The sequence below is a fragment of the Methylobacterium sp. WL8 genome, from assembly GCF_008040045.1.
GTDB classification, from domain to species: domain Bacteria; phylum Pseudomonadota; class Alphaproteobacteria; order Rhizobiales; family Beijerinckiaceae; genus Methylobacterium; species Methylobacterium cerastii.
Window position 1 is genome coordinate 1 of sequence record NZ_VRVF01000031.1, and the last position, 23,345, is coordinate 23,345.

General features: G+C 72.8%; 24 protein-coding genes, 1 pseudogene and 1 riboswitch. Of the genes and pseudogenes, 7 read left to right on the plus strand and 18 right to left on the minus strand.

Translation table 11 applies throughout. The annotated features are described in order from the left end of the window. From FV234_RS12880 to miaB, 4 genes are all read right to left on the minus strand, one after another. Window positions 1-1,099 (minus strand): hemolysin family protein (locus tag FV234_RS12880; RefSeq protein WP_147829653.1); only part of this gene is annotated, 1,099 nt, incomplete at its 3' end. A 36-nt stretch (window positions 1,100-1,135) separates the two neighbouring features. Beyond that, entirely contained in the window at window positions 1,136-1,630 is a 495-nt protein-coding gene (ybeY, locus tag FV234_RS12885) for an rRNA maturation RNase YbeY (protein WP_187273671.1), read from the minus strand. Beyond that, on the minus strand, window positions 1,630-2,712 hold the full coding sequence (locus tag FV234_RS12890) for a PhoH family protein (RefSeq protein WP_246686188.1): 1,083 nt from the start codon (window positions 2,710-2,712) through the stop codon (window positions 1,630-1,632). The genes ybeY and FV234_RS12890 overlap by 1 nt, the downstream gene beginning before the upstream one ends. 151 nt (window positions 2,713-2,863) lie before the next feature. Next, on the minus strand, window positions 2,864-4,246 hold the full coding sequence (gene miaB, locus FV234_RS12895) for a tRNA (N6-isopentenyl adenosine(37)-C2)-methylthiotransferase MiaB (RefSeq protein ID WP_147754154.1): 1,383 nt from the start codon (window positions 4,244-4,246) through the stop codon (window positions 2,864-2,866). Window positions 4,247-4,346: 100 nt separating this feature from the next. On the opposite strand from miaB, the pseudogene FV234_RS12900 reads away from it, so the two are divergent. Together FV234_RS12900 and FV234_RS12905 are read left to right on the plus strand one after the other, a co-directional pair. Then, a pseudogene (locus FV234_RS12900) lies at window positions 4,347-4,655 on the plus strand (type II toxin-antitoxin system RelE/ParE family toxin). Then, a complete protein-coding gene (locus FV234_RS12905) occupies window positions 4,652-4,951 on the plus strand; it encodes an addiction module antidote protein (protein WP_147754155.1) in 300 nt (99 codons plus the stop codon). Before FV234_RS12900 ends, FV234_RS12905 begins: the two are co-directional and overlap by 4 nt. Window positions 4,952-4,956: 5 nt before the next feature. Here FV234_RS12905 and FV234_RS12910 read toward each other — a convergent pair whose 3' ends face one another. The 4 genes from FV234_RS12910 to FV234_RS12925 all read right to left on the minus strand — a co-directional run bounded on the left by FV234_RS12910 (window position 4,957) and on the right by FV234_RS12925 (window position 7,787). After that, window positions 4,957-5,817, minus strand: a complete 861-nt coding sequence (locus FV234_RS12910) for a lysophospholipid acyltransferase family protein (RefSeq protein WP_147829655.1) — start codon at window positions 5,815-5,817, stop codon at window positions 4,957-4,959. A 7-nt stretch (window positions 5,818-5,824) separates the two neighbouring features. Next, entirely contained in the window at window positions 5,825-6,346 is a 522-nt protein-coding gene (locus FV234_RS12915; RefSeq protein ID WP_147754157.1) for a GNAT family N-acetyltransferase, read from the minus strand. Further along, window positions 6,343-7,029: a tRNA (adenosine(37)-N6)-threonylcarbamoyltransferase complex dimerization subunit type 1 TsaB gene (gene tsaB, locus FV234_RS12920; RefSeq protein ID WP_147754158.1), complete on the minus strand. Its 687-nt coding sequence runs from the start codon at window positions 7,027-7,029 to the stop codon at window positions 6,343-6,345. Before tsaB ends, FV234_RS12915 begins: the two co-directional genes overlap by 4 nt. A gap of 191 nt (window positions 7,030-7,220) precedes the next feature. Then, the gene (locus FV234_RS12925) at window positions 7,221-7,787 is read right to left on the minus strand and encodes a NifU family protein (RefSeq protein WP_147754159.1); all 567 of its coding nucleotides are present in this window, start codon (window positions 7,785-7,787) and stop codon (window positions 7,221-7,223) included. Between the two features lie 223 nt (window positions 7,788-8,010). Between FV234_RS12925 and rplS the strand changes: the two genes are divergently transcribed. Continuing rightward, window positions 8,011-8,430 carry a 50S ribosomal protein L19 gene (gene rplS, locus FV234_RS12930; protein WP_147754160.1) on the plus strand — a complete coding sequence of 140 codons (420 nt, stop codon included), beginning with the start codon at window positions 8,011-8,013 and terminating at the stop codon, window positions 8,428-8,430. A gap of 164 nt (window positions 8,431-8,594) precedes the next feature. Here rplS and FV234_RS12935 read toward each other — a convergent pair whose 3' ends face one another. The 9 genes from FV234_RS12935 to FV234_RS12975 form a co-directional block, all read right to left on the minus strand. Next, on the minus strand, window positions 8,595-9,419 hold the full coding sequence (locus FV234_RS12935) for an FTR1 family protein (RefSeq protein ID WP_147764392.1): 825 nt from the start codon (window positions 9,417-9,419) through the stop codon (window positions 8,595-8,597). Window positions 9,420-9,457: 38 nt separating this feature from the next. After that, complete coding sequence (locus FV234_RS12940; RefSeq protein WP_147754578.1) at window positions 9,458-10,861, minus strand: 4Fe-4S binding protein; 1,404 nt, start codon at window positions 10,859-10,861, stop codon at window positions 9,458-9,460. Window positions 10,862-10,864: 3 nt separating this feature from the next. Beyond that, complete coding sequence (locus FV234_RS12945; RefSeq protein WP_147754579.1) at window positions 10,865-11,212, minus strand: cupredoxin domain-containing protein; 348 nt, start codon at window positions 11,210-11,212, stop codon at window positions 10,865-10,867. Window positions 11,213-11,214: 2 nt separating this feature from the next. Continuing rightward, window positions 11,215-11,763 (minus strand): iron transporter, encoded by a 549-nt coding sequence (locus tag FV234_RS12950; protein WP_238272109.1) that lies wholly within the window; start codon window positions 11,761-11,763, stop codon window positions 11,215-11,217. Window positions 11,764-11,950: 187 nt separating this feature from the next. After that, window positions 11,951-12,535: a HupE/UreJ family protein gene (locus tag FV234_RS12955; RefSeq protein ID WP_147754581.1), complete on the minus strand. Its 585-nt coding sequence runs from the start codon at window positions 12,533-12,535 to the stop codon at window positions 11,951-11,953. 82 nt (window positions 12,536-12,617) lie between these two features. After that, entirely contained in the window at window positions 12,618-13,733 is a 1,116-nt protein-coding gene (locus FV234_RS12960; protein ID WP_147764388.1) for an aldo/keto reductase, read from the minus strand. Between the two features lie 32 nt (window positions 13,734-13,765). Next, a complete protein-coding gene (gene larB / locus FV234_RS12965; RefSeq protein ID WP_147754832.1) occupies window positions 13,766-14,443 on the minus strand; it encodes a nickel pincer cofactor biosynthesis protein LarB in 678 nt (225 codons plus the stop codon). After that, the gene (locus FV234_RS12970) at window positions 14,440-15,285 is read right to left on the minus strand and encodes an adenine nucleotide alpha hydrolase (RefSeq protein WP_246686187.1); all 846 of its coding nucleotides are present in this window, start codon (window positions 15,283-15,285) and stop codon (window positions 14,440-14,442) included. Before FV234_RS12970 ends, larB begins: the two co-directional genes overlap by 4 nt. Next, on the minus strand, window positions 15,282-16,631 hold the full coding sequence (locus FV234_RS12975; protein WP_147829657.1) for a LarC family nickel insertion protein: 1,350 nt from the start codon (window positions 16,629-16,631) through the stop codon (window positions 15,282-15,284). Before FV234_RS12975 ends, FV234_RS12970 begins: the two co-directional genes overlap by 4 nt. 223 nt (window positions 16,632-16,854) lie before the next feature. On the opposite strand from FV234_RS12975, the gene FV234_RS12980 reads away from it, so the two are divergent. The 3 genes from FV234_RS12980 (at window position 16,855) to FV234_RS12990 (ending at window position 20,998) form a co-directional block, all read left to right on the plus strand. Next, window positions 16,855-17,526 (plus strand): metal ABC transporter permease, encoded by a 672-nt coding sequence (locus tag FV234_RS12980; protein WP_147754602.1) that lies wholly within the window; start codon window positions 16,855-16,857, stop codon window positions 17,524-17,526. Between the two features lie 153 nt (window positions 17,527-17,679). Beyond that, window positions 17,680-19,491, plus strand: a complete 1,812-nt coding sequence (locus FV234_RS12985) for a nucleotide pyrophosphatase/phosphodiesterase family protein (RefSeq protein ID WP_147754601.1) — start codon at window positions 17,680-17,682, stop codon at window positions 19,489-19,491. An 82-nt stretch (window positions 19,492-19,573) separates the two neighbouring features. After that, entirely contained in the window at window positions 19,574-20,998 is a 1,425-nt protein-coding gene (locus FV234_RS12990; RefSeq protein WP_147829659.1) for a mannose-1-phosphate guanylyltransferase/mannose-6-phosphate isomerase, read from the plus strand. A 34-nt stretch (window positions 20,999-21,032) separates the two neighbouring features. On the opposite strand, the gene FV234_RS12995 is transcribed toward FV234_RS12990, so the two are convergent. Then, window positions 21,033-21,389 carry a hypothetical protein gene (locus FV234_RS12995; protein WP_238272106.1) on the minus strand — a complete coding sequence of 119 codons (357 nt, stop codon included), beginning with the start codon at window positions 21,387-21,389 and terminating at the stop codon, window positions 21,033-21,035. 295 nt (window positions 21,390-21,684) lie between these two features. On the opposite strand from FV234_RS12995, the gene FV234_RS13000 reads away from it, so the two are divergent. After that, window positions 21,685-22,845: a DUF2778 domain-containing protein gene (locus FV234_RS13000; protein WP_238272105.1), complete on the plus strand. Its 1,161-nt coding sequence runs from the start codon at window positions 21,685-21,687 to the stop codon at window positions 22,843-22,845. A gap of 133 nt (window positions 22,846-22,978) precedes the next feature. Then, window positions 22,979-23,192: riboswitch (cobalamin riboswitch) on the plus strand. Window positions 23,193-23,345 lie beyond the last annotated feature (153 nt).

Below are 23,345 nucleotides of genomic sequence, written 5' to 3' on the forward strand. Positions count from 1 at the left end.
GGGCGAGCGGCACCGCGGACGCGGCGATGCGGGCGGGGCCGCGCTGGAAGCGCAGGCGCTTCAGTCGGCGCGGGTCGGCGTCGAGCACCTCGAACTCGAGGTCGCCCGGGCCGGTGATGAGCTCGCCGCGCGAGGGCACGCGGCCGGCCAGCGTCACGATCATGCCGCCGATCGTGTCGATCTCCTCGGCCATCTCGCCCACCGCCGCGACGAGGTCGACGCCGGTGGCCTCGGACACCTCGGCGAGCGGCGCGCGGGCGTCGGCCACGAACACCTCGGCCTCGCCCTCCAGGCGCTGCACCAGGCGGCCCTCCACCACGTCGTGCTCGTCCTCGATGTCGCCGACGACCATCTCGATCAGGTCCTCGATCGAGATCAGCCCATCGGTGCCGCCGTACTCGTCGATGACGAGCGCCATGTGGGTGCGGGTGGCCTGCATCCGCACCAGCAGGTCGATCGCCGGCATCGAGGGCGGCACGAACAGGACCGGCCGCTGGATCCGGGTGGAGGCGAGCGTCGCGGTGAGGTCGACGTTGCCGAGGTTGAGCGTGCGGAGCGCCCGGCCCGGCGACTTGCGCACCCGCGGGGCGGGCTTGGGCGCGTCGACGGGCTCCTCGCCCGCAACGGGTTGCACAACGCCGTTCGTTTGAGCGGTGCTCCGGCGCGGGGCGGCCTCGGCGCGCGCCGCGATGTGATCGACGAAGTCGCGGATGTGGACCATGCCGCGCGGGTCGTCGAGCGTCTCGCCGTAGACCGGCAGGCGGGAATGGCCTGCGGTGCGGAACAGCTTGAGCAGGTCGCCGAGGCCGGTCTCGACCGAGACCGCGACGATATCGGCCCGCGGGATCATCACGTCGTCGACGCGCACCTTGTGCAGCCCGAGCACGTTCTTGAGCATGGCGCGCTCGAGCGGCGAGAACGCGTTCTCGCCCGAATCAGGCTCGGCCAGGGCGTCTTCGATGTCGCCGCGCAGGGAATCGCGCGGTTTCAGGTGCAGCACCTGGAGGAGACGGTCGTACCAGGGCTCGCGCGCACCCGATTCCGCCTCGTTGGAACTGAGCGCGGCCTGGGCCGCGCCGCGACTTCGATCGTGGGTCATGTCTCTCGTGTCTGGGATCGTTTGGGGCGTCGCCGCTCAGCCGGCCACGGGTTCCGCGTAAGGGTCCGGCACGCCGAGGGTCGCGAGCGCCGCGACCTCCAGGGCCTCCATGGCGTCGGCGTCCGCGTCGCCGGTCTCGTGGTCCTGGCCGAGCAGGTGGAGGGTGCCATGGACCAGGAGGTGCGCGATGTGGTGGGCGAGCGGCTTCGACTGCTCGGCACTTTCGCGCACCAACGTGTCGTACGCAAGAACGACGTCGCCGAGCGGCCGCGCGAGGCCGGGTTGCGCCGGCTGCGGGGCAGCCGGAAACGACAGCACGTTGGTGGGCATGTCCTTGCCCCGCCAGGTCCGGTTGAGGTCCTGCACGGTCGCGTCGTCGGCGAGCAGGACGCTGACCTCGACCGGGCCGGCGGGCGAATCGGGCGCCGCCGCGAGTCCGGCCTCGACGACGCGGATCACGAAGGCCTCGAGCCCGGGGACCGCGTCGTCCCAGCGCGCGTCCTCGACCGCGACGTCGATCTCGTGCGGCATCACGCGAGCGGCCGGCGGCGCGGATTCGGGTTGCGGTCGGCATCCGCCTCGCCGTGGGCCGCGCCCTCGTAGGCGGTGACGATGCGGCGCACGAGGTCGTGGCGGACCACGTCCACGTCGCGGAAGGTGATGCGGCCGATGCCCTCGACGCCGTCGAGCACCTTCACCGCCTCCACGAGACCCGACTTCTGCCCCGGCGGCAGGTCGACCTGGCTCGGATCGCCGGTGACGATCATCCGGGAGTTCTCGCCGAGCCGGGTCAGGAACATCTTCATCTGCATCGAAGTGGTGTTCTGCGCCTCGTCGAGCAGCACGATCGCGTTGGTGAGCGTGCGCCCGCGCATGAAGGCCAGCGGCGCGATCTCGATCACCCCGGTCTGCAGGCCGCGATCGACGTGGCGCGCCTCCATGAAGTCGTAGAGCGCGTCGTAGATCGGGCGGAGATAGGGATCGACCTTGTCGCGCATGTCGCCGGGGAGGAACCCGAGGCGCTCGCCGGCCTCGACCGCAGGGCGCGAGAGGATCAGCCGCTCGGCGTGCCCCTGCTCCAGCAGCGAGACCGCGTGGCCGACCGCGAGCCAGGTCTTGCCGGTGCCGGCCGGCCCCTCGGCGAAGACGAGCTCGTTGGCGCGCAGGGCCTTGATGTAGGCGTCCTGCGCGGCGTTCCGGGCGCGGACCGCGCCGCGCTTGCGCGTGGCGATCTGCTCGAAATGCGGCCGGTCGGGCTCGGCGGCGACCACGGCCGCCGGAAACAGCTGGCCCTGGACGGTGGCCTCCTGGATCGCGCCGTCTACGTCGCCGAGCGTCAGGGTGCCGCCGCCGGTCCGCACCCGGGCGTAGAGCTTCTCGAACACCCGGCGGGCGCGCTCGGTGGCGTCGGCCGAGCCCTTGAGCACGAGGTGGTTGCCGAGCGCGGTGGCCGTCACCTCCAGCCGCCGCTCGACATGCGCGACGTTCTGGTCGTACTGGCCGAAGACGAGACTCGCGAGGCGGTTGTCGTCGAAGGTCAGCGCGACCTCGACCGGCTCGTCGTGGACAGCGCCGGGGCCGACCGGCCGCGCGGCGGGCCCGCGCCCGCGCAAGGGGCCACCGCGCCCGGCCGTTCCGTCGAATGACGCCACGAACACTCCCTTCATCGCTCATGCCGAGCCTCGTGGGCAGGAGCCCATGAGACCCGGCGGATTGCCGCCGTCCCACGGTCGCGGGGGCCGGATCGCGCAGCGCGATCCGGGATCACGCCGCCGCGGCGGCCTCGATCGCCTCGCCGAACAGGCTGTTGGTCCCCGCCTCGACGACGCGCACTGGCACGATCCGCCCGATGCAGGAGGTGGGGGCGTCGAACTGAACGGCGAGCAGGTGCGGCGTCTTGCCCGCGACCTGACCCGGCCGGCGGCCGACCTTTTCGACCAGGACCTCGACCACCTGGCCCACCGCCGCGCGCTGGAACGCGTGGCGCTGCGCATCGAGCAGCGCCTGCAGCGCATGGAGGCGGGCGGTCATGACGTCCTCCGGCACCGCGTCGGCGCGCTCGGCGGCCGGCGTGCCGGGGCGCGGGCTGTACTTGAAGGAGTAGGCGCTCTCGAACCCGACATCGGAAACGAGACGCATCGTGTCGGCGAACTCGGCGTCGGTCTCGCCGGGGAAGCCGACGATGAAGTCCGAGGACAGGGCGATGTCGGGACGGACCTTGCGGACCCGGTCGATGATCCGCCGGTAGGCGTCGCCGGTATGCTTGCGGTTCATCGCCGCGAGGATGCGGTCGGAGCCCGACTGCACCGGCAGGTGGAGGTAGGGCATCAGGGCCGGGATCTCGGCATGCGCCGCGATCAGGTCGTCGCCCATGTCGTTGGGGTGGCTCGTGGTGTAGCGGATGCGGGCGATGCCGGGCACGCGCGCCACCGCCCGGATCAGGTCGGAGAGCGTCGCGGTCCCGCCATCGCTGGCGAGCCCGTGGTAGGCGTTCACGTTCTGGCCGACGAGGCCGATCTCGCGGACCCCGCCGGCGGCGAGCCTTTCCGCCTCCGCCACGACCGCCGCGATCGAGCGCGAGACCTCGGCGCCGCGGGTGTAGGGCACGACGCAGAACGCGCAGAACTTGTCGCAGCCCTCCTGCACCGTGAGGAAGGCGGAGACGCCCGCGGTGCGCCGCGCCGGCAGGTGGTCGAACTTGTCCTCGACGGGGAATTCGGTGTCGACCACGCGCTTGGCGTGCGAGCGGGCCAGCAGGTCCGGCAGGCGATGGTAGCTCTGCGGGCCGACCACCACATCGACGACGGGCGCGCGGTGCAGGATCTCGGCGCCCTCGGCCTGCGCCACGCAGCCGGCGACGACGATGCGGGTGTCGCGGCCTTCGAGCTGGCGCGCATCCTTGAGCACGCGCAGGCGCCCGAGCTCGGAATAGACCTTCTCGGCCGCCTTCTCGCGGATGTGGCAAGTGTTGAGCACCACCACGTCCGCCTCCTCGACGTGGTCGGTGGCGGAGAACCCCTGCTCGGCCAAGACGTCCGCCATGCGGGCGGCGTCGTAGGCGTTCATCTGGCAGCCGTAGGATTTGACGAAGGCTTTTTTCGACACCGCGTCGGGTCCCGGGTTCCTTGGGATACGGCGCGCGAGCATCTCCGCCGCCGAGGCGGAACGCGTCTACCATAGATCGGCCGTGCCGTCGCGACCCGGCCCAAACGCTTGCAAGACCGTATCCTATAGAATACAAAAGATGATGATCCGCATCCGCCGTACGGCTGGTTTCGACGCTTGGCTGCGCGCCTTGCGGGATCAGTGCGCCAAGGCCCGCATCGCGATCCGGATCGACCGGCTCGCCGCGGGAAACGCCGGCGATGCGAAACCGGTCGGCTCCGGGGTGAGCGAGCTGCGCGTCGATGTCGGGCCGGGCTATCGCCTGTAGTTCGTCCGCCGCGGCGAGGCCCTGATCGTTCTGCTCTGCGGCGGGGACAAGAGCAGCCAGCAACGCGACATCGTGCAGGCCAAGGCCCTGGCGGCGGGCCTGCAGGACGGAGACGGCGCATGACCGAGACGCAGCCCTACGATTCCGCCGACTACCTGGAGACCGACGAGGCGCTGGCGGAGTACCTCACCGCGGCCTTCGAGGAGGGAGACACGGCGCTCTTCCGGCACGCCCTCGGCGTCGCCGCCCGCGCGCGCGGCATGACGCGGATCGCCCGCACCTCCGGGCTATCGCGCGAGAGCCTTTACAAGGCGCTCTCCGAGGACGGCAACCCGAGCCTCGACACGACGGTGCGCGTCCTGAAGGCGATGAACCTGCGGCTGACGGCGACCGTGCCGCACGCGTCCGAGCCGGCCTGACGGGATCAGGCCGCCGCCGTGCCATCCGGGAGCCCGGCGAGCGGCCGGGCGGGGGCGGGTCCCACCGTCGCCGCAGGGCCCGGCGCCGACCCTGCGCCCTTCATCGCGGCGCGCACCGCCGCCTCGGCCTGGGCGGTGACGGCCTTGCGGTCGGTGCCGGCCTCGAAGGCGATCGGCTGACCCCAGACCACGTGGACGTCGATCGGCCCCTTCTCGAAGAACAGGGCGAGGTGGGGGGCGAGGTCCATGTCGCCGTACCAGGCGATCTCGGGGCGCTCGACCCGGCCGACGGGCAGGCCGTTGCGGCGCGGATAGGTGATCGCCAGCGGCTGCAGGCGGATGCGGTCGGTCTCGGCCTGGATCGCGGCCCGCGCCGCGCCGACGAGCGAGGAGCGGAACGGCAGCAGGCGGGTGCCGTCGCCGGTGGTGCCCTCGGCGAACAGCACCACGAGCTCGCCCCGCGCCAGCCGGTCGCCGATCGCGGCGTTGACGGTGGCGGTGGCGCCCCGCCGCGCCCGGTCGATGAACACCGTGCGCTGGAGGGCGGCGAGCGTGCCGACGACCGGCCAGCCGGCGATCTCGGACTTCGCCACGAACGAGAGCGGCCGCAGCGAGCCGATGGCGATGATGTCGAGCCAGGAGACGTGGTTGGCGAGCACCAGGGCGGCCTCGCCGGGGCGGGGCGGGGTGCCGCTCTGCGTCACCTGCACCGAGAACAGGGCCAGGAACACCCGGTGGAACAGGGCGGGCGCGAGGCCCCATCCGCGGCGCTCGCCGAAGCGCAGGGCCAGCCAGTGCGGCCCGGCGAGCAGCGCGAAGGCCAACGCGCAGACGACCAGCCGCAGGGCCACCCCGACGCGCGTCACCGGCCGCTCACGTCAGGTCGGCCCGCATGGTCAGCGCAGTCGCGCGGCTGCCGTCGGCCTGCGCGTAGTAGCCGGTCCGCGTGCCGACCTGCGTGAAGCCGTGCCGGGCGTAGAGCCTGAGCGCGGGGGCGTTGCCCTCGTCGACCTCCAGGTGGACGTGCGCGACACCGATCAGCGCCAGGTGCCCGAGGTGCTCGCGCAGCAGCCGGTGGCTCAGGCCCCCGCCGCGGGCGGAGGGCGCCAGCACGACGGTGAGGATCTCCGCCTCGTCCGCGACCTTGCGGGACAGGACGAAGCCCTGCATCGCGCCGGCGCGCCACAGGGCGTGCCCCTGCGTCGCGCGCTCGCACAGCATCCGCTCGAACTCGTGCGCGTCCCAGGGCCGCGCGAAGGCGGTGGCGTGGAGACGCGCCAGCGTCCGCGCCTGGTCGGCCTCGCGCAAGGGGGCGACGTAGGGCTCGGGGCCCCAGGCCTCCCACCAGGCGAGCCACCATTCCAGCGGCCAGAAGGGCGAGACCGGGCGGGTCATCGCCGGGCGATCCGCGCGCGGTCCTGCGGCTGGGCGTCGGCCCCGCGCAGGTACATCGGCCGGGGCAGGGCGTGGGCCGGGTCGGCGACCAGGCCGAGCGAGGCGACCCAGGCGATGTCGGGGCCGGCGGCGCCCGCGACCGTCACCGCGACGCCTCGGGCGCGGAGCACCGCCGCCAGCGATGCGGCGCCGGAGCCGACGAGGATGACCGGGCCGGCCCCGAGCCGGTCGGCGGCCTCCTCGAGAAGCAGGTGCGTCGGCGGCACGACGATCCCCTCGCCCGCGCTCATCGCCTGGAGGTAGACCGCGCCGTGGCGGGCATCGATCGCGGCGGCGACCAGGCCGTCGCCGTTCAGCGCCAGCTGCGGCGCGAGCAGCGCCGACAGGGTGGTGACGCCGACGACGGGAATGTTCGCGGCGAGGCCGACGGCGCGGGCCGCCGACAGGCCGACGCGCAGGCCGGTGTAGCTGCCGGGGCCGACGGTGACGGCGACGCGCGACAGGCCCTCGAACCCGCCCGCGAACCGGGCCATCACCCGCTCGACGAGGGGCAGCAGCGCCTCGGCGTGGCCGCGGGCCAGCGTCATCGATTCCTGCGCGAGCAGGTCGACGCCGTCGGTCGTCTCGGTGGCGACGCAGGCCGAGCAGAGCTCGAGTGCCGTGTCGATGGCCAGGATATGCACGCCCACTCCCGTTCGCCGGGGCTTCGCTCCCGCTCACCCTGTGAAGGAAGGGGCGAGCCTAAGGCAAAACGGCCGCGCCCGTCAGTGCGGGGCGGCCGTCGCGGAGCGGTTCGGGCGCAGGTGTTGCACGGGCGCTTCGGGTGACGGGTGCTTCGGGTGACGGGCGCTTCGGGTGGAAGCGCCCGGCCGCCTCAGACCGCCTGGACTTCGCGGATCTCCGGCAGGAAGTGCTTGAACAGGTTCTGCACGCCGTGCCGGAGCGTCGCGGTGGAGGAGGGGCAGCCGGAGCAGGCGCCCTTCATCTCCAGGTAGACGACGCCCTCCTTGTACCCGCGGAAGGTGATGTCGCCGCCGTCGCCAGCCACCGCCGGGCGCACGCGGGTCTCGAGCAGGTCCTTGATCGTCACCACGGTGTCGTGGTCGGCCGCGTCGTAGAACTCCTCCGCGTCGTCCTCGGCTTGCGTCGCGCCTTCCGCCATCACCGGAACGCCGGACTGGAAGTGCTCCATGATCGCGCCGAGCAGCGCCGGCTTGACCTGCGGCCACTCGTTCACGCCGTCGGCCTTGGTCACGGAGATGAAGTCGTGGCCGAAATACACGCCGGCGACGCCGGGCACGTCGAACAGGCGCTGCGCCAGCGGCGAGCGGGCGGCGCCCTCCGCATCCTTGGCCTCGAAGGTGCCCTCTTGCAGCACCACCCGGCCGGGCAGGAACTTCAGGGTGGCGGGGTTCGGGGTCGCTTCGGTCTGGATGAACATATCTGACACAATCCTCGTCCGCTGCGCCGGTTCAAGGCCGGCCGGGAACGGCGCATGCGCGCCGCCCTCCATGTGGACCGCGAACGTGATTTTCTCAACCAGGGCCGGCAATCGACAAGCGCGGGCACTTGGTGTATCGCGGCGCCAACTCAAAACAGGATGCCGAAATCCTGACGCCCGCAAGCCCATCCGGGGCGGCGCGGCGCGACGGCCGGAGCTATTCATGAACATCATCCAGCAGCTCGAGCAGGAAGAAGTCGCTCGACTCAACAAGACCATCCCCGATTTCCAGCCCGGCGACACGGTGATCGTGAACGTCAAGGTCAAGGAAGGCGAGCGCACCCGCGTCCAGGCCTACGAGGGCGTGGTGATCGCGCGCTCCGGCGGCGGGCTCAACGAGAGCTTCACCGTCCGCAAGATCTCCTACGGCGAGGGCGTCGAGCGCCTGTTCCCGGTCCACGGCCCCTTGATCGATTCGATCAAGGTCGTCCGCCGCGGCAAGGTGCGCCGGGCCAAGCTGTACTACCTGCGCGACCGCCGCGGTAAGTCCGCCCGCATCGCCGAGCGCACAGACAAGAACAAGGTCTCCAAGGCCGACAAGGCGAAGGCCGACAAGGCGAAGGCCGCCCCCGCCGCCGAGTGATCCGCCCGCTCCCGCACAGGGAGCCCGGCACGAGAAAGCCCGCCGCGATCCGATCGCGGCGGGCTTTTTGTTTGCTCTGCACCCGCCCGGTCATCCCGGGGCGCCGAAGGCGAGCCCGCGATGGCGAGGAGGGACCGTCCGGCCGGATAGACCGGGCGATCGAATCAGGCGGTGCGCAGCGCCCGGCGCTTGTTCTGGGCGGTCATCTGCATCAGTCCGACCATCACCAGGATCGTCCCGACGTAGACGATGCCCTGGAGCACGGTCGGGCGGTCGGTGTAGCCGACCAGCGCGTGCAGCACGCGGCCCGGCCAGCCGTTCTCCGGGATCAGGCCGGACGAGTTCCATAGGATCTGGTCGAGCCCGGTGACGATCCCGGCGTTCGACAGGAACTGCGCCGCCTGCGCCGCGAGGCCGGCGGCGAGGAAGATGATCAGCGCGCTCGTCACCGAGAACACGTAGCGGCTCGGAATCGAGGCGAGGCCGAAATAGCTGATGCCCGAGAGCACGACGCCCGCGCCGACGCCGGCCAGCGCCCCGGCCTGCAGGTCGGCGCCCGACGCGCCGGAGGCCACGAGGCCGTAGAGGAACAGCACGAGCTCGGCGCCCTCGCGCAGGATCGCCGCGCCGACGACCAGCGCCAGCGCCGCCGCGGTGCGCCGCCCGGAGCGGACCGCCTCGCCCGCCGCCCGCAATTCGCCGGCGAGCTCGCGTCCGTGGGCCGCCATCCAGGTGTTGTGCCAGACCAGCATCAGCACGGCGACGATCAGCACGGCGGCGTTGAGCAGGTCCTGCCCCGCGCCCTCGAACGCGTCCGAGATCTTCTCCGCGAACAGCGCGACGAGGGCGGCGCCGGCCAGGCCCCCGACGATGCCGAGGGCGACCCAGCGGCCGCGCCCGGGGATGCCGCGGGTGGCCGCCAGCACGATCGAGATGATGAGGCCCGCCTCGATGACCTCGCGGAAGGCGATGACGAAGGCTCCGATCATGCGGATATCCCGGCTTTCGCGTTGAGGAAGCGCGCGCGCTACCAGATCCAGAAGAGAAGCGCCCAGTTCGCGACCGCGAGGCCGGCTGCGGCGCCGATGCAGAGGGTGGCCGCGACCCGGCGCGGGCCGGCGGCCGACAGCCCGGCGATCCGCCAAGCCAGCCACAGGCTCCACAGGCTCGCCCCGGCGAGCAGGCCGGCGCGGACCTCGTTCACGTAGGGCAGGGCGATGCCTTCGCCACGCAGGAACGAGACCGTGAGCGCCGAGAGGCCGAGGAAGACGCCGCAGCCGGCGATCGGGATCAGCGCCTGCGTCAGGTGGTGGAACCGGGTCATCGACCACGGCCCGGCCGCGCGGGTGGCCAGCGCCACCAGCGCGGTGAGCGCCAAGCCGATCCCGAGGCAGGCGGCGCCGACGTAGGCGAGCAGCATCGCGCCGTCGAGGAGGGTGAGCACGTCGTTGTGCTCGGGGTAGTTCGTCAGCACGAACCACGGCGCCGAGGTCTCCAGCGGCCAAGTCACGCCGCGCTCGATCAGCCAGGTGGCGAGCCACTGCTTGCCGTCGACGTACCAGGGGCTCGACGACCACTGGAACGCGCCGACGGCGAGACCCATCATGCCGAACAGGATCAGCACGGTCTGGTCGAGCGACGGCTCGTCGCCGGCCACGTGCACGATCTCGTGGTTGGGCGAGCGGCGGGCGAGACGCACGGCCCCGCGATAGCCGCTGCAGCGCCCGCACATGTGGCAGGCGCCCGATCCCCGCATGGTCTTGACCGCCACGAGCGGCGCGCAGTTGAAGCCGTCGGCCCGGAGCGGCTTCGGCGAGGCGCTCCAGGCGGCGCCGTCGACCTGGAAGCTCACCGGCGCGAGCTTCGAGAGCACCGCGAACACGCCGTTGACCGGGCAGAGGTAGCGGCACCACACCCGCTTGTTGCGCCCGTAGACGGCGCCGACGAGGATCGCCGCCACGGTCGAGCCGCCAAGCACGGCGAGCACCGGCTTCGGGTAGCCGTAGACGCTGACCATCTGGCCGTAGACCGTAGTGCCGGCGAACGCCAGGAACGGCCATCCACCCCAGGTGATCCAGCGCGGCACGGCGCGGCCGAGGCTCCAGCGGCTGGCGAACTCGGTGAGCGTGCCTTCGGGGCACAGGACCCCGCACCATGCGCGGCCGGCCACCACCATGCTGACCAGCACGAACGGCCACCAGACGCCCCAGAACGCGAACTGCGCCAGCAGCGTCAGGTTCGACCAGAGGTGCGCGGAGCGGTCCGGCAGCGGCAGGAAGGCGGGCACGGCGACGAGCACGACGTAGACGCCGACCACAACCCACTGGATGCCGCGCAGCACGCCGCCGTGCCGGCGGAGCCAGTCGCCGAAGGCGGCGAGGCGTGCGTCGATCCAGGCCTCCCGGCCGGGGCTGAGGGTCGCGCCGGCCACCGGCTACTTCGCCACCGGATCCTTGGCCACCAGCGTCGCCTTCGCCTCCGGATGGAAGTCGTCGAAGACGTCGTAGCTGCCCGGATCGAGGGTGCGGAAGATGATCGACGAGGTCGAGCCGGCGGCGAGCGCCTTCTCGCGCTTCAGCTCGAGGCTTTCGAACTCCACCGGCGAGGCGCCGGTGTTCGAGATCTCCAGCTTGAAGCGGGTCTTGGCCGGAACCTCGATGATCGCGGGAAGGATCACCCCGTCCTTCATCTCGACCTTGATCACCGGCATGTCGTCGGCGCGCGCCGCGAGCGGTGCGAGGAGGAGCGCGCAGAGGGCGAGGAGGCTGGTCGCTGTCCGCATCCTCAATACGCGCCCTTCTTGCCGATGCCGGCGAAGGTGAAGTCCTGGGTGACGTCGAACGGCTTGAACCACTCGGCCACCCCGGTTTCCTTGTCGACGTGGCGGCCGAAATGCGCGTGCGGCCCGGGGGGCGCCACGGTGAGCTTCAGGCGGTAGCGCCCGGGCCCGAACAGCTTGACGTTGTCGCCGTAATGCGGGCCGTCGTTGGCGACCATGCCCATCAGCGCGCCCGCCACCTTCTGGTCGGTGGGCTTGTCGCCGTCGAGCTTCACCACCTCGAAGGTGACGGCCAGGAAGGGCACGAAGTCGCCCTCGGCGAACCCGTTGCGGTTGTCCTTGGCCGCGCGGATGTCGGCCTCGAGGTGCAGGTCGGACTGCGCCGCCGCGCGCATCATGTCGGGCGGGTCCATCTCGATCGGCTGCAGGTACACCGCCGCGACCTCGAGACCGTTCTGGGTCACGTGAGGCCCGACGGGGATCTCCTTGGCGACCGCGGAGGCGGCGAGCAGGGGAAGGGCCAGCAGGGGGAGGAGGAGACGGTGCGCGCGCATGGGGAGCATCGCATACCCGGCCGCGCCGAAATTGGAAGAGGCATGTTCGTCACATGCTCAAATCATAATCGTTCCAAACTAGCAGGATTACAGTCGAGGTTTGGAAAACTCCGCGATCCTGAAAGATGAACCGTAGATCTCGTGCGGCGAAACTCCGGCGGGTTCCTGGCCCGCCGGAGGTCTCGACTTAGAAATGGCTCGCGAGCAGCGCGACGCCGAGGACGGCGACCGTGCCGCCGAGCATGGGAGCCATGACCGTACGGCGGGTTCCGGCCGCGACCAGGCCGAGGCCGAGCCCGACGGCGTGGAGCAGGGCGGTGCCGGCGAGGAAGCCGAGTCCGTAGACGAGGCCGGAGGCGGTCTCGGGCATCTCGGCGCCGTGGGCGTAACCGTGGAAGACGGCGAAGCCGCCGACGAGGGCACCGAGCGCGGCGAGCGGCAGCCGAAGCCCGAACACCGCCGCGAGGCCGAAGGCGACGACCGAGAGGGCGATCCCGGCCTCGGCCAGCGGCAGCGCGAACCCGGCCATGCCGAGCCCCGCGCCCACCGCCATCAGCGCGAGGAAGGAGGCCGGCAGCGCCCACAGGGCCCGTCCGCCCCGCAGGCCCGCGAGCAGCCCGACCGCGACCATAGCGAGGACGTGGTCGGCCCCGCTCACCGGGTGCAGGAAGCCGTGGACGAGGCCCGCGGCCTCGCCGTGGCCGGGATGGGCGAATGCCGCCTGCGGCAGCAGGACGAGGGCGGGAAGTGCGAGGGCGGCGAGGCGCTTCATGGTGTGTCCTGACGGTAGGGTCGGATCGATCATCGAAGGGATAGGCGGCGGGCGCCAGCGGTCACCGACACCCTGGCAAAAATCACTCCATCGTCGGGGCGAGGGTCTTCACCCCCGGGACGTCCTCCCCGAGCCACGCCGCGTTCTTGGCGGTGCCGTCGAAGGTCGCGCTGGTCTTGAACAGCTCGTACTTGCCTTCCAGCGCGTAGGGCCGGCTGCGCCCGAGCAACTCGGCCACCGCCGCCTTGTCCATCGGCCGGAACGTCTTCACCGCCTCGAAGGCCTGATCGAGGTCGCGCTGGCTCTGGATGCCGGTGATCAGCACCGAGACCGGCAGGTTGAGGCCGAAATGCAAGTACTCGATCGGCTCGATCGGCGCGTCGCTCTTCAGGATGACGCCGTCGCCGAAGGTCTTCATGCCCAGCGCCGCGATGCCGTTCTGGACGAGGTAGGGCAGCACGAGGTGGCCGAACGAGCGGAAATGCGCGTCCATGACGTTGAGCGGCATCTGCACCGAATCGAACTGGAACCCGCGCTCGTGGGCGACCTCCAGCATCTGCAGGTGGATGCGCGGGTCCTTGTGGCCGGTGAAGCCGATGTAGCGCAGCTTGCCCGCCTTCTTGGCCTCGACGAAGGCCTCCATCGCGCCGCCCTCGGCGAAGACCCGGTCGGGGTCGTCGTAGCGCAGGATCTCGTGGTGCTGGACGAGGTCGATCCGGTCGGTGCGCAGGCGGTGCAGCGAGGCGTCGATCTGCTTCGTCGCCTCCTCCTTGGTGCGCCCGTCCATCTTGGACATCAGGAACACCTTGTCGCGCCGGCTGCCGTCCTGCAGCGCCGCGCCCATGCGCAGCTCGGAGCGGCCCTCGTTGTAGTCCCAGCAATTGTCCATGAAGGTGATGCCGCGCTCGATCCCCTGGTGGATCAGCCGCGTCGCCTCGTCGTCCGTCACCGCGCTCTTGCCGAGGTGGAACCCGCCCATGCCGATGGCCGAGATCTTGTCGGAATGCCGGCCGAAGGACCGGTAGAGCATCTCGCCGCGGCGCTCGCCCGGATCGGTGACGAGGGGGAGGCTCGCGGGATCGGACGGCCGGTTGCCGGGCAGGGCCGCCGGGTCGACGGCCGCGGTGGCGGCGCCTCCGCCGGCTGCGGCGAGGCCCGCGCCGACGACGGCGCTCTGAAGGAAGCTGCGGCGTTCCATGGGATTCTCCTGTGTTCGGACGACGGGTCGGTTCAGGCGGCCGCGAGGCGTTCGGCGGCGTGGAGCAGGCGCAGGGCGGCGCAGGCCGCGCCGTAGCCGTTGTCGATGTTGACGACCGCGAGGCCGGGGGCGCAGCTCGCGAGCATCGCGTCGAGGGCCGTGCGGCCGCCCTCCGCGACGCCGTAGCCGACCGAGGTCGGCACGCCGATCACCGCGCCGGCGACGAGGCCGCCGAGCACGCTCGGCAGCGCCGCGTCCATGCCGGCGACGCAGATCACCACCGGATGGGCGCGGATCTCCTCCAGCCGGCGGGTCAGCCGCCACAGGCCGGCGACGCCGACGTCGGCGACGAGCGTCGCGGCGCGGCCCTGGTAGGCCAGCGTCCGCAACGCCTCGCGGGCGACCGGCACGTCGGAGGTGCCGGCGGCGACCACGGCGATGCGGGCCGGCCCTTCCACCGCGCGCGCCACGCCGAAGACGGCCGTGCGCGAGACCGGGCAGTAATCCAGCGCCTCCCGATGGACGGCGCGCAGGGCGGCGTGCTTGTCCGGGTCGAGGCGGGTGAGGAGGAAGCGCGCCGCCCGCTCGGCCGCCGCATCGAGGATCGCGTCGACCTGCGCGGGCGACTTGCCGGCGCAGTACACCGCCTCCTCGAGGCCGATCCGGTCGGCGCGGGCGAAGTCCAGGGTGAACTCGTCGGACACGCTCATGCCGACGCTCCTGCCCCGACCCCGCGGCCGACGAGGAAGGCGCTGCCGGTGCGATAGGGCTCGAAGCGGACGGCGCCGGCAGCGAGGCGTCCCGGCGCCTGCGCCGCGATCCAGCCTTCGAGCTCGCCCCGCCCGGGCCCGTCGAGCGCGGCGAGGCTCGTGGGGTCGAGCTCGACCACGATCCCGGCGGCGCGCACGCGGCAGCGCACGGCGCGCTTAGCATCGCCCCCCCCCGCTCCCAGCGCGGCGCCGACGCGGCGCTCGACCGCGTGGATGAAGGCCAGCACCTCCGGCTCGATGCGGATGCCGGTCTCAACCCGGCTCGACAGGCAGGGGGCGGAGGGCAAGTCCGCCACCGCGCCGAGGCCGAGGTCGCGGCTCAGGCGCCGCACCGCCGCCTTGTCGAGGCCGGCCTCGACGTAGGGATGGCGGACGCCGTGCTCGGCCGCGGCGTCGAGGCCGGGGCGGTACTCGCCGAGGTCGTCGAGGTTGGCGCCCGAAGCCATCGTCCGGTCGGTGACGCGGGCAATCGCGCCGTAGAGGTTGGTCTTGCAGAAGAAGCAGCGGTTCACCGGGTTGGCGCGGTAGGCGGGATCGGAGAACTCGCCGGCCTCGATCACCCGCAGGCTCCAGCCGGCGCGCGCCGCCTCGGCGCGGACGCGGGCGGTGGCCTCCGCCGGCACGGCGGGAGAGGCGGCATGCACCATCAGCGCGGCGTCGGGGCCGAGGACGCGGTGGGCGAGCGCCGCCAGCGTCACGCTGTCGACGCCGCCGCTCACCGCCACGGCGACGGAACCGATCTCCACGAGGACGGCCTCGAGCCGGATGGGGGGCGAACTCACGATTTCGGCTCCGGGGTGTCGAGGGCGAGCCGCTCGGCCTCGCGGCGCAGGGCGGTCCGGGCGGCGTGGCCGCCCTCCGCGCGGGCGTCGTCGGCCTCGGCCTTGGCGGTGCGGCCGCCCGGGCGCTCGGCGAGCTTGACCCGCACGTCGCGGCCGGCGACCGCGACGGTGGCGGCCCGGCGGGGCAGGGCGCGGCCGTCGACGAGCGCGTGGCGCAGGCCGATCGTGGCGGTCTCGGAAAAGCAGGCCGCCGCCACCGCATCGAGGGCGTCGGCGCGGGCGAGCAGGCGGACATGCGCCATCATCCGGCCCTTCTTGCCGAAGACCGGCATCTGCACGACGTCGAGCACGTCATCGCGCATCCGTAGCCGATCGAGCCCCATGGCGAGGTCCTCCCCGGACTGGTCGTCGACCTCGAACGCGATCACCGCGATGGTGCGGTGGTCCGGATGCGCCTCCGGGGACGCCACTGGCGCCGTCTCGTCGAAGGCGAGGGCGCGGACGCAGTTGCTCAGGCCGGGCAGGCGCTTGGTGCCGAATCCGACGCCGGAGCGCCCGAGCCGCCGGGGGCCGGTCGGCGCCGGTTCGGCGCCGCCGCAGAGATGGCGCAGGATCGCGGCGCCCGTCGGCGTCACCCGCTCGCCCGGCACGCCGTCGTCGCGGGTCGCGAAGCCTTCGAGCAGTAGCGCGGTCGCCGGGGCCGGCACCGGCAGCAGGCCGTGCTGCGTGCGCACCATCCCGGAGCCGAGGGGGAGGGCGCCCACGCTCCAGCGGGTGGCGCCGAGCGCGGCGACGAGGTGGGCCGCGGCGGCGATGTCGGCGATCGAATCCCAGGCGCCGACCTCGTGGAACGCGACCCGCTCCACCGGGATGCCGTGCACGCGCGCCTCGGCCTCGGCGAGGTGGCCGAAGATCGCGAGCGCATGCCCGCGCACCGCCGCGTCGAGGTCGGCCCGTTCGAGCGATGCGCGGATCTCGGACCACGGCCGGTGATCGTGGTCGCCTGCGTGGTCGTGGGTGTGGGACGGACCGTGCGCATCGGGATGCGCGTGATCGTGATGGTCGTGATCGTGGTCGCCGTGCTCGTGGTCGCCGTGCTCGTGCCGGTGCGTCGCAGCGAGCGCGGCCTGCGGCGTGGGGTCGGGCGCGCCGGGTCCGAAGACCAGGAAGCGGCTGCCCTGGAGGATGCCGTCGTTGTGGGGCAGCACGCGGCAGGCGACGCCCGCCCGGCTCGCGGCGCGCACGCTTGCCGACACGCCCTCGGCGTGCTCGGGGAAGGCGTCGAGGAGGGCGGCGACGAACATGTCGCCGGCCATGCCGCCGACCGCGTCGAGGTGGATCTGCATGCCTGTCCGGTGGTGGAGCGGGCGAGAGGCCCGTCGGTTCGAACACCAGATCGGCCGGAAAGGTTTCCCGGCAAGGTCCCGCGGGCGAGCCCCGGCGAGGCGGATGGCCGCGCCGGCCGGCGGGTGCCGGGCCCGGCGCCGGCATGGTAGCGGACGCGCCACGGCCGCAGGCTCCCGCACGATCGTGCCGGACCGTCAGGCCCTCCTAAACGACAGGCCCCTCATGACACGCCTCCCGCTTCTCGCCCTCGCCGGCCTCCTCTCGGTCGGCGGCGCCCAGGCCGCCCCGGTCGTCGAGCGCCTGCGCGGCACGATCGAGGCGGTCGCGCCGGGCGCGATCACCCTGAAGACCATCGACGGCGTGTCGGAGACGATCGCGCTCGGCGACGACACGAAGTTCGTCTCGGTGGTGAAGGCCAGCCTCGACGACGTGAAGGAGGGCACCTTCGTCGGCACCGCCACCAAGGGCGAGAACCCGCGCACCGCGATCGAGGTCCTGCTGTTCCCCGAAGCCATGCGCGGCACCGGCGAGGGCCATTACGGCTGGGACACGATCCCCGATGCCACCGCCGGCGGGACGCGGGTGAAGAGCGCCATGACGAACGGGACGGTCAAGGCCGACGCTCCCGCCCCGCGCGTGAAGAGCGCGATGACCAACGGCACCGTGTCGGGCAGCGCGACGGCGTCCGGCGCGCGCACCCTCACCGTGACCTACAAGGACGGCGCGCAGACGGTGGTCGTGCTGCCGGAAACCCCGGTCGTGACCTTCGAGCCCGCCGACAAGATGGTGCTCAAGCCCGGCGCCAAGGCCTTCGTCACGGCCGCCCGCGACGGCACCGCCTTGAGCGCCCGCCGGGTCGCCGTCGGCAAGGACGGGTTGACCCCGCCGATGTAAGCGCCCCATCGCGGGCGGGCCAGGCGTTCCGGCCCGCCCAACTTGTCTCGCCCGCCTGTCCCGCCGGCCTGCGCCGTCACACGGGCGTCATGCGGACGTGAGGAGAAGCGGCACCGCGCCGGAAGTCGGCCGGCCCTTCAGGAGACGACGGCGATGCGCGCGATCCTCAACGGCGTCATCGTCGCCGGCCTCCTCGGCACCGCCGCCGCGGCGGCCGACCGGCCCCGCAACGTGATCCTGTTCGTTCCCGACGGCTTGCGCGCCGGCATGGTCACGCCGGAGAACACGCCGGCCCTGGCGGCCCTGCGCGACCAGGGCGTGAACCTCGCCAACAGCCATTCGCTGTTCCCGACCTTCACCACCGCCAACGCCTCGGGCATGGCGACCGGGCACCAGCTCGGCGACACCGGCGACTTCTCGAACACGATCTACCTCGCCAAGCCGATCGCCGCGCAGGCGGGAACGGTGACGCCGTTCATCGAGAACGACGCCGTGCTCGGCGAGATGAACACCGTCTTCAACGGCGACTGGATGAACGAGGAGACGGTGCTGCGCGCCGCCGCCAAGGCCGGGATCAGCACCGCGGCGATCGGCAAGGTCGGGCCGACCTTGATCTTCGACCACACCGACCGCACCGGCGGCCCGACGATCGTCGTCGATGACGAGACCGGCTCGGCGCGCGGCATCCCGTTCAGCGCCGAGATGCAGGGGCTGATGGCCGGCCGTAACCTGCCGCTCGCCGCCCCCTCGCGCGGGGAGAACGGCAAGGCGGGCGACGCGACGACGCCAGGCACGCTCGTGGCCAACGTCGCCCAGCAGGCCTACTTCGCCGAGGTCGCCACGAAGGTCGTGCTGCCGCTGTTCAAGGCCCGCGAGAAACCGTTCGTGCTGGTGTTCTGGTCGCGCGACCCGGACGGCGCCCAGCACAACCACGGCGACAGCCTCGGCAAGCTCGTGCCCGGCATCAACGGGCCGACCTCGCTCGCCGGCATCCGCAACGCAGACGACAACCTCGCGACGCTGCGCCGGGCGCTCGACGAGCTCGGCCTTTCCGACACGACCGACATCGTGGTCGCGGCCGACCACGGCTTCTCGACCATCTCGAAGGAGAGCGCGACGAGCCCGTCCGCGAAGACCGCCCTGCCGGGCGTGCCCGCCGGGCAGCTGCCGCCGGGCTTCCTGGCGCTCGACCTCGCCGCGGCCCTCGGCCTGCCGCTGCACGAGCCCGACGCGAGCGCCGCACCGGTGCTCGCCGGCCAGCGGCCGAAGCTCGGCAACGCGCTGCTCGGCCCGGACCCGAAGGCGCCGGACCTCGTGGTCGCGGTCAACGGCGGCTCGGACCTCGTCTACCTGCCGAAGGGCGACAAGGCGCTCGCCGCCCGCACGGTCGCGGCGCTCCTGGAGCAGGACTACGTCAGCGGCCTGTTCGTCGACGACGCGCTCGGCAGCTTTCCCGGCACGCTGCCGCTCTCGGCTGTGAACCTGAAGGGCGAGGCTGCGACCCCGACGCCGGCGATCGTCGTCAACTTCCGCTCGTACAGCACCGGCTGCGCCAACCCGGAGACCTGCGTCGTCGAGGTCGCCGACACGGCGCTGCAGCAGGGCCAGGGCATGCACGGCAGCTTCAGCCGGGCCGACACCCACAACTTCATGGCCGCCATCGGCCCGAGCTTCAAGGCCGGCTTCGTCGATGCGCTGCCGGTGAGCAACGCCGACGTCGGGCAGACTCTCGCCGCCCTGCTCAAGCTCCAGATCCCCGCCAAGGGCCGCCTGATCGGCCGCCCGATGCGGGAGGCGATGCGGGAGGGAACGAGCGACGCCCCCGTGCCGCAGGCCCAGGCCGGCACGTTGCGCTCGGAACCGTCGCCGTCGGGCTTGACCACGGTGCTGCGCTTCCAGCAGGTCGGGGACCAGCGCTACTTCGATGCGGCCGGGTTCCCGGGGCGGACCTTCGGGTTGGAGTGAGGGCACCGCCCGGGTCACGCGACCGGCGCGAAGAACGTCGGTCGGGTCGCCGCCCGGCGGCACCGGGAACAGGAGTCGTCAGATGAGCACCGCCCGCATTCTCCCCGTGATCCTGTGCGGCGGCTCGGGCACGCGGCTGTGGCCGATGTCGCGCGAGAGCATGCCCAAGCAGTTCGCGCGGCTGGTGGACGCGTCGGAGTCGACGTTCCAGGCGACCGCCCGGCGGGTGAGCGACCTCGCGACCTTCGCCCGGCCGGCGGTGATCGCCTCGGCCGAGTCGCGCTTCATCGTGGCCGAGCAGTTGGCGCAGGCGGGCATCGCCGGCGACATCATCCTGGAGCCGGAGGGACGGGACTCGGCCGCCGCCGTCGCGGTGGCGGCGTTGCACGCGGCCAACGTCGCCCCGGAGACGGTGGTGCTGATCATGGCCGCGGACCACGTGATCGGCGACGTTCCCGCCTTCGCCGCCGCCGTGCGCGCGGCGGCCGTGGGCGCGCGGGCCGGCTACACGATGACGCTCGGCGTCGAGCCGACGCGGCCGGCGACCGATTACGGCTACATCCGCCGCGGGGCCGCGCTGCCGGAGGCCGAGGGCGCCTTCGCGGTGGCGCGCTTCGTCGAGAAGCCGGATGCGGAGGGCGCAGCCGCGCTGATCGCGGACGGCGCCCTGTGGAACTCGGGCTACTTCCTGTTTCGCGCCGACCTGATGCTGGCCGAGCTCGAGGCGCATGCGCCCGCGGTGCTCTCCGCCGCCCGCGCGGCGCTGGAGGGGGCTGCCGTCGACCTCGACTTCGTGCGGCTCGACGCGACGGCGTTCGGGCAGGCGCCCAAGATCTCGATCGACTACGCGGTGATGGAGCGTACGACGCGGGCCGGCGTGCTGCCGGTCTCGTTCCCGTGGTCGGACGTCGGCACCTGGGACGCGGTCTGGCAGGTGCTGCCGCAGGACGAATCCGGCAACGCGCTGCGCGGCCGGGTCGAGGTGCTGGGCACCACCAACAGCCTGGTGCACAGCGAGGGCGAGGGCCTGACCACGGTGGTGGGCCTCGACGGCGTGGTGGTGGTGGCGACGCCCGACGCGGTGCTGGTCGCGTCGAAGGCGCAGTCGGGCCGGGTGAAGGAGCTGGTGGGCGTGCTGCGCGCCCGCGCCCACCCGGAGGCCGACGCGCACCGGCGGATGTACCGGCCCTGGGGCTGGTACCAGCGCGTCGACATCGGCGAGCGCTTCCAGGTCAAGCGCATCATGGTGACGCCGGGCGGACGCCTGTCGCTGCAGAAGCACCACCACCGCGCCGAGCACTGGGTGGTGGTGAAGGGCACGGCGGAGGTGACGCTGGGCGAGCGCCTGGTCCTCGTCCACGAGAACGAGGCGGTGTACCTGCCGATCGGCTCGATGCACCGGCTGGCCAACCCCGGCAAGATCCCCCTCGAGCTGATCGAGGTCCAGGTCGGCTCCTACACCGGCGAGGACGACATCATCCGCGTCGAGGACATCTACGGACGGTGAGGCGGCCCGCCCGGCGGGCGGCGAAGGCCGCCGCTCAGTCGCGCAGCATCGCGATCCAGGACGAGACCGGGTCGACGACGTAGGCCGCGACCGAGGCCGCCCAGGCGCGGGCGCGCGCCGGCAACGAGCGGGCGCCGCGGCCGGATGCGTCGTCGGTGCGCGCGGCCATCAGGGCCGCCACGACGGCGTCCTCGCGCGCCTTGCATTCGTCGAGGGCGTTGCGCTGCGAGCCGGCCCGCCCCTGCGTCGGCGACTGGTGAGCGTAGGCCTCGCGCACGCATCCGCGCCACGCCTGCTCCAGTGCGGCCGGGTCGGCCGGCCGCGGCGCCTCCGCGGCCGCGCCGGGCAGGATAGGCAGGGACAGGAGGGCAGCGAGGGCGAACATCCGCATGCTTGGCGGTATCGCCGATTCGCCCCCGCCTCGGCAAGAACGAAGCGGCAACACGACCGCGTGCCCGCGCGCCGTGTGAGGCGCGGACCCGATTTCGTGCCCCGTCCGCGCACGGCGACCGGCCGCTTAGGGGCGGATTAACCAAACGCGCGCTCAATACGGATCAGTCGCAGTTCTCTCGATCCCCGCACGGCCGAGCCCCTCGGCCGGTCCACCGCCCGCGCTCCGTCGCGGGGGACGGACGGCGCGTGGCCGCGGGCGCCGCCTCAGCCTTCGCGTCCGAGTTCGAGTCCGCATGCCTCATCACATGCCGCATCCCCTGCCGCATCACCTGCGTTCCCACGGCGGCCACGCGCGTCCCGTTCGTCGCCGGCGCTCCCGCAGCCATCCGACCCTGCGCAACGCGCTGGCCGGCCTGCTCTGCCTCGTCACCCTCGGGGGCGTGCCGACCGGCGACGGGAAGCACCCGCGATCGCCGGGCGCGAATCTCCAGGCCACGAACCTGCAGGCCACGAACCCGCAGACCCGGAGCGCCGCCTCGACCGCCCTCGCGGCCCTGTTCGATCCCCGTCCGATGATGGGGCCGGACGTGCGCGCGAACCTTCGCGGCATCCCCCTCGGCACTGCGTTCGCCCCGACCGCCTCTCTCGCTCCGTCCCTCGCCCAGCCGGTGGCGGGCGTCGCGGCGGTGGAGCCCGCCGCGACACCCGCCACCGGGGCGGAGATCGTGCGGCAGGCCGAGGTCGCAAGCCAGGCGCAGCGCCCGCGTGAGATCCGAGTCCTCCGCCAGGCGCAGATCGTGCCGCTGCCGATGGCGCGCCCGGCGGATCTGATCGCCGCCCCCGTGCCGCAGCGCCTCGCCCTGCGCCGGGCGCCGCGCCGGGTGCCCGAGGCGGCGCCGGCGCCCACCGCCGAGACGCCGTCGTTCTTCGAGGAGCTGTTCGCCGCGCGCAAGGAATCCGGCCCGGCCCTGGCCTACGCCGCCCTGGAGAGACCCGGTCTCGACCGGTCGCGCGGCCGCCTGTTCCCCAGCCCCGACGCGGGCGCCGGCACGGCGATCTACGACATCAGCGCCCGCACCGTCCGCCTGCCCGGCGGCGAGGTGCTGGAAGCTCATTCCGGCCTCGGCGCCAGCATGGACCACCCGGACTTCGTGCACCTGCGGATGCGCGGCTCGACCCCGCCGGGCACCTACGACCTCACCGAGCGCGAGGCTTTGTTCCACGGCGTCCGGGCGATCCGCCTCAACCCGGTGGGCGGGTCTGCCGCCATCCACGGCCGCGACGGCCTGCTCGCCCACACCTACATGCTCGGGCCGAGCGGCGCCTCGAACGGCTGCGTGTCGTTCCGCAACTACGACCGCTTCCTGCAGGCGTTCCTGCGCGGCGAGGTCCGGCGCCTCGTGGTGGTCGCCGGCCGCGGCGACGGCCCGGCCCGGTTCGCAGCGAGCCGCTAGGGCGTTCCGAAGCGAGGCGGAGACCGGCTCGCATGAGGGCCACGCGACCGCGCAGCAGGTGAAGGCGGCGTCGCGGATCGGCCACACCCGGCGACGCGCTGCGAAAGCCGGATTGACGCGCGGTCCGCGCCCGACGCAACCTGTGCGCGAGGGTTCCTCATCGAGGATCAAAAGGGAACGCGGTGGGACGGAGCCTGGAAGGGCCTTCGTCGAAGCCGTGGCTGCCCCCGCAACTGTAAGCGGCGAGCCTTCCACCAACGCACGTCACTGGATGCGCCGCATCCGGGAAGACGGTGGCGGGCGACGACCCGCGAGCCAGGAGACCTGCCCTCGGTCGTGGTCACACGCGAAGCGCGTCGGGCGGGGTGCCCCGGCGGGTGTCGAAGCCTCATGCCGTCGGAGGGACGGCGCGGGGGATCGGCCTCGTTCGCGGTGACGTGCCACGTCGCGTCGCCCGAGGTCCCGTGTCCGTATCCCGTTTCGCTCCGCGCCTGCGCATC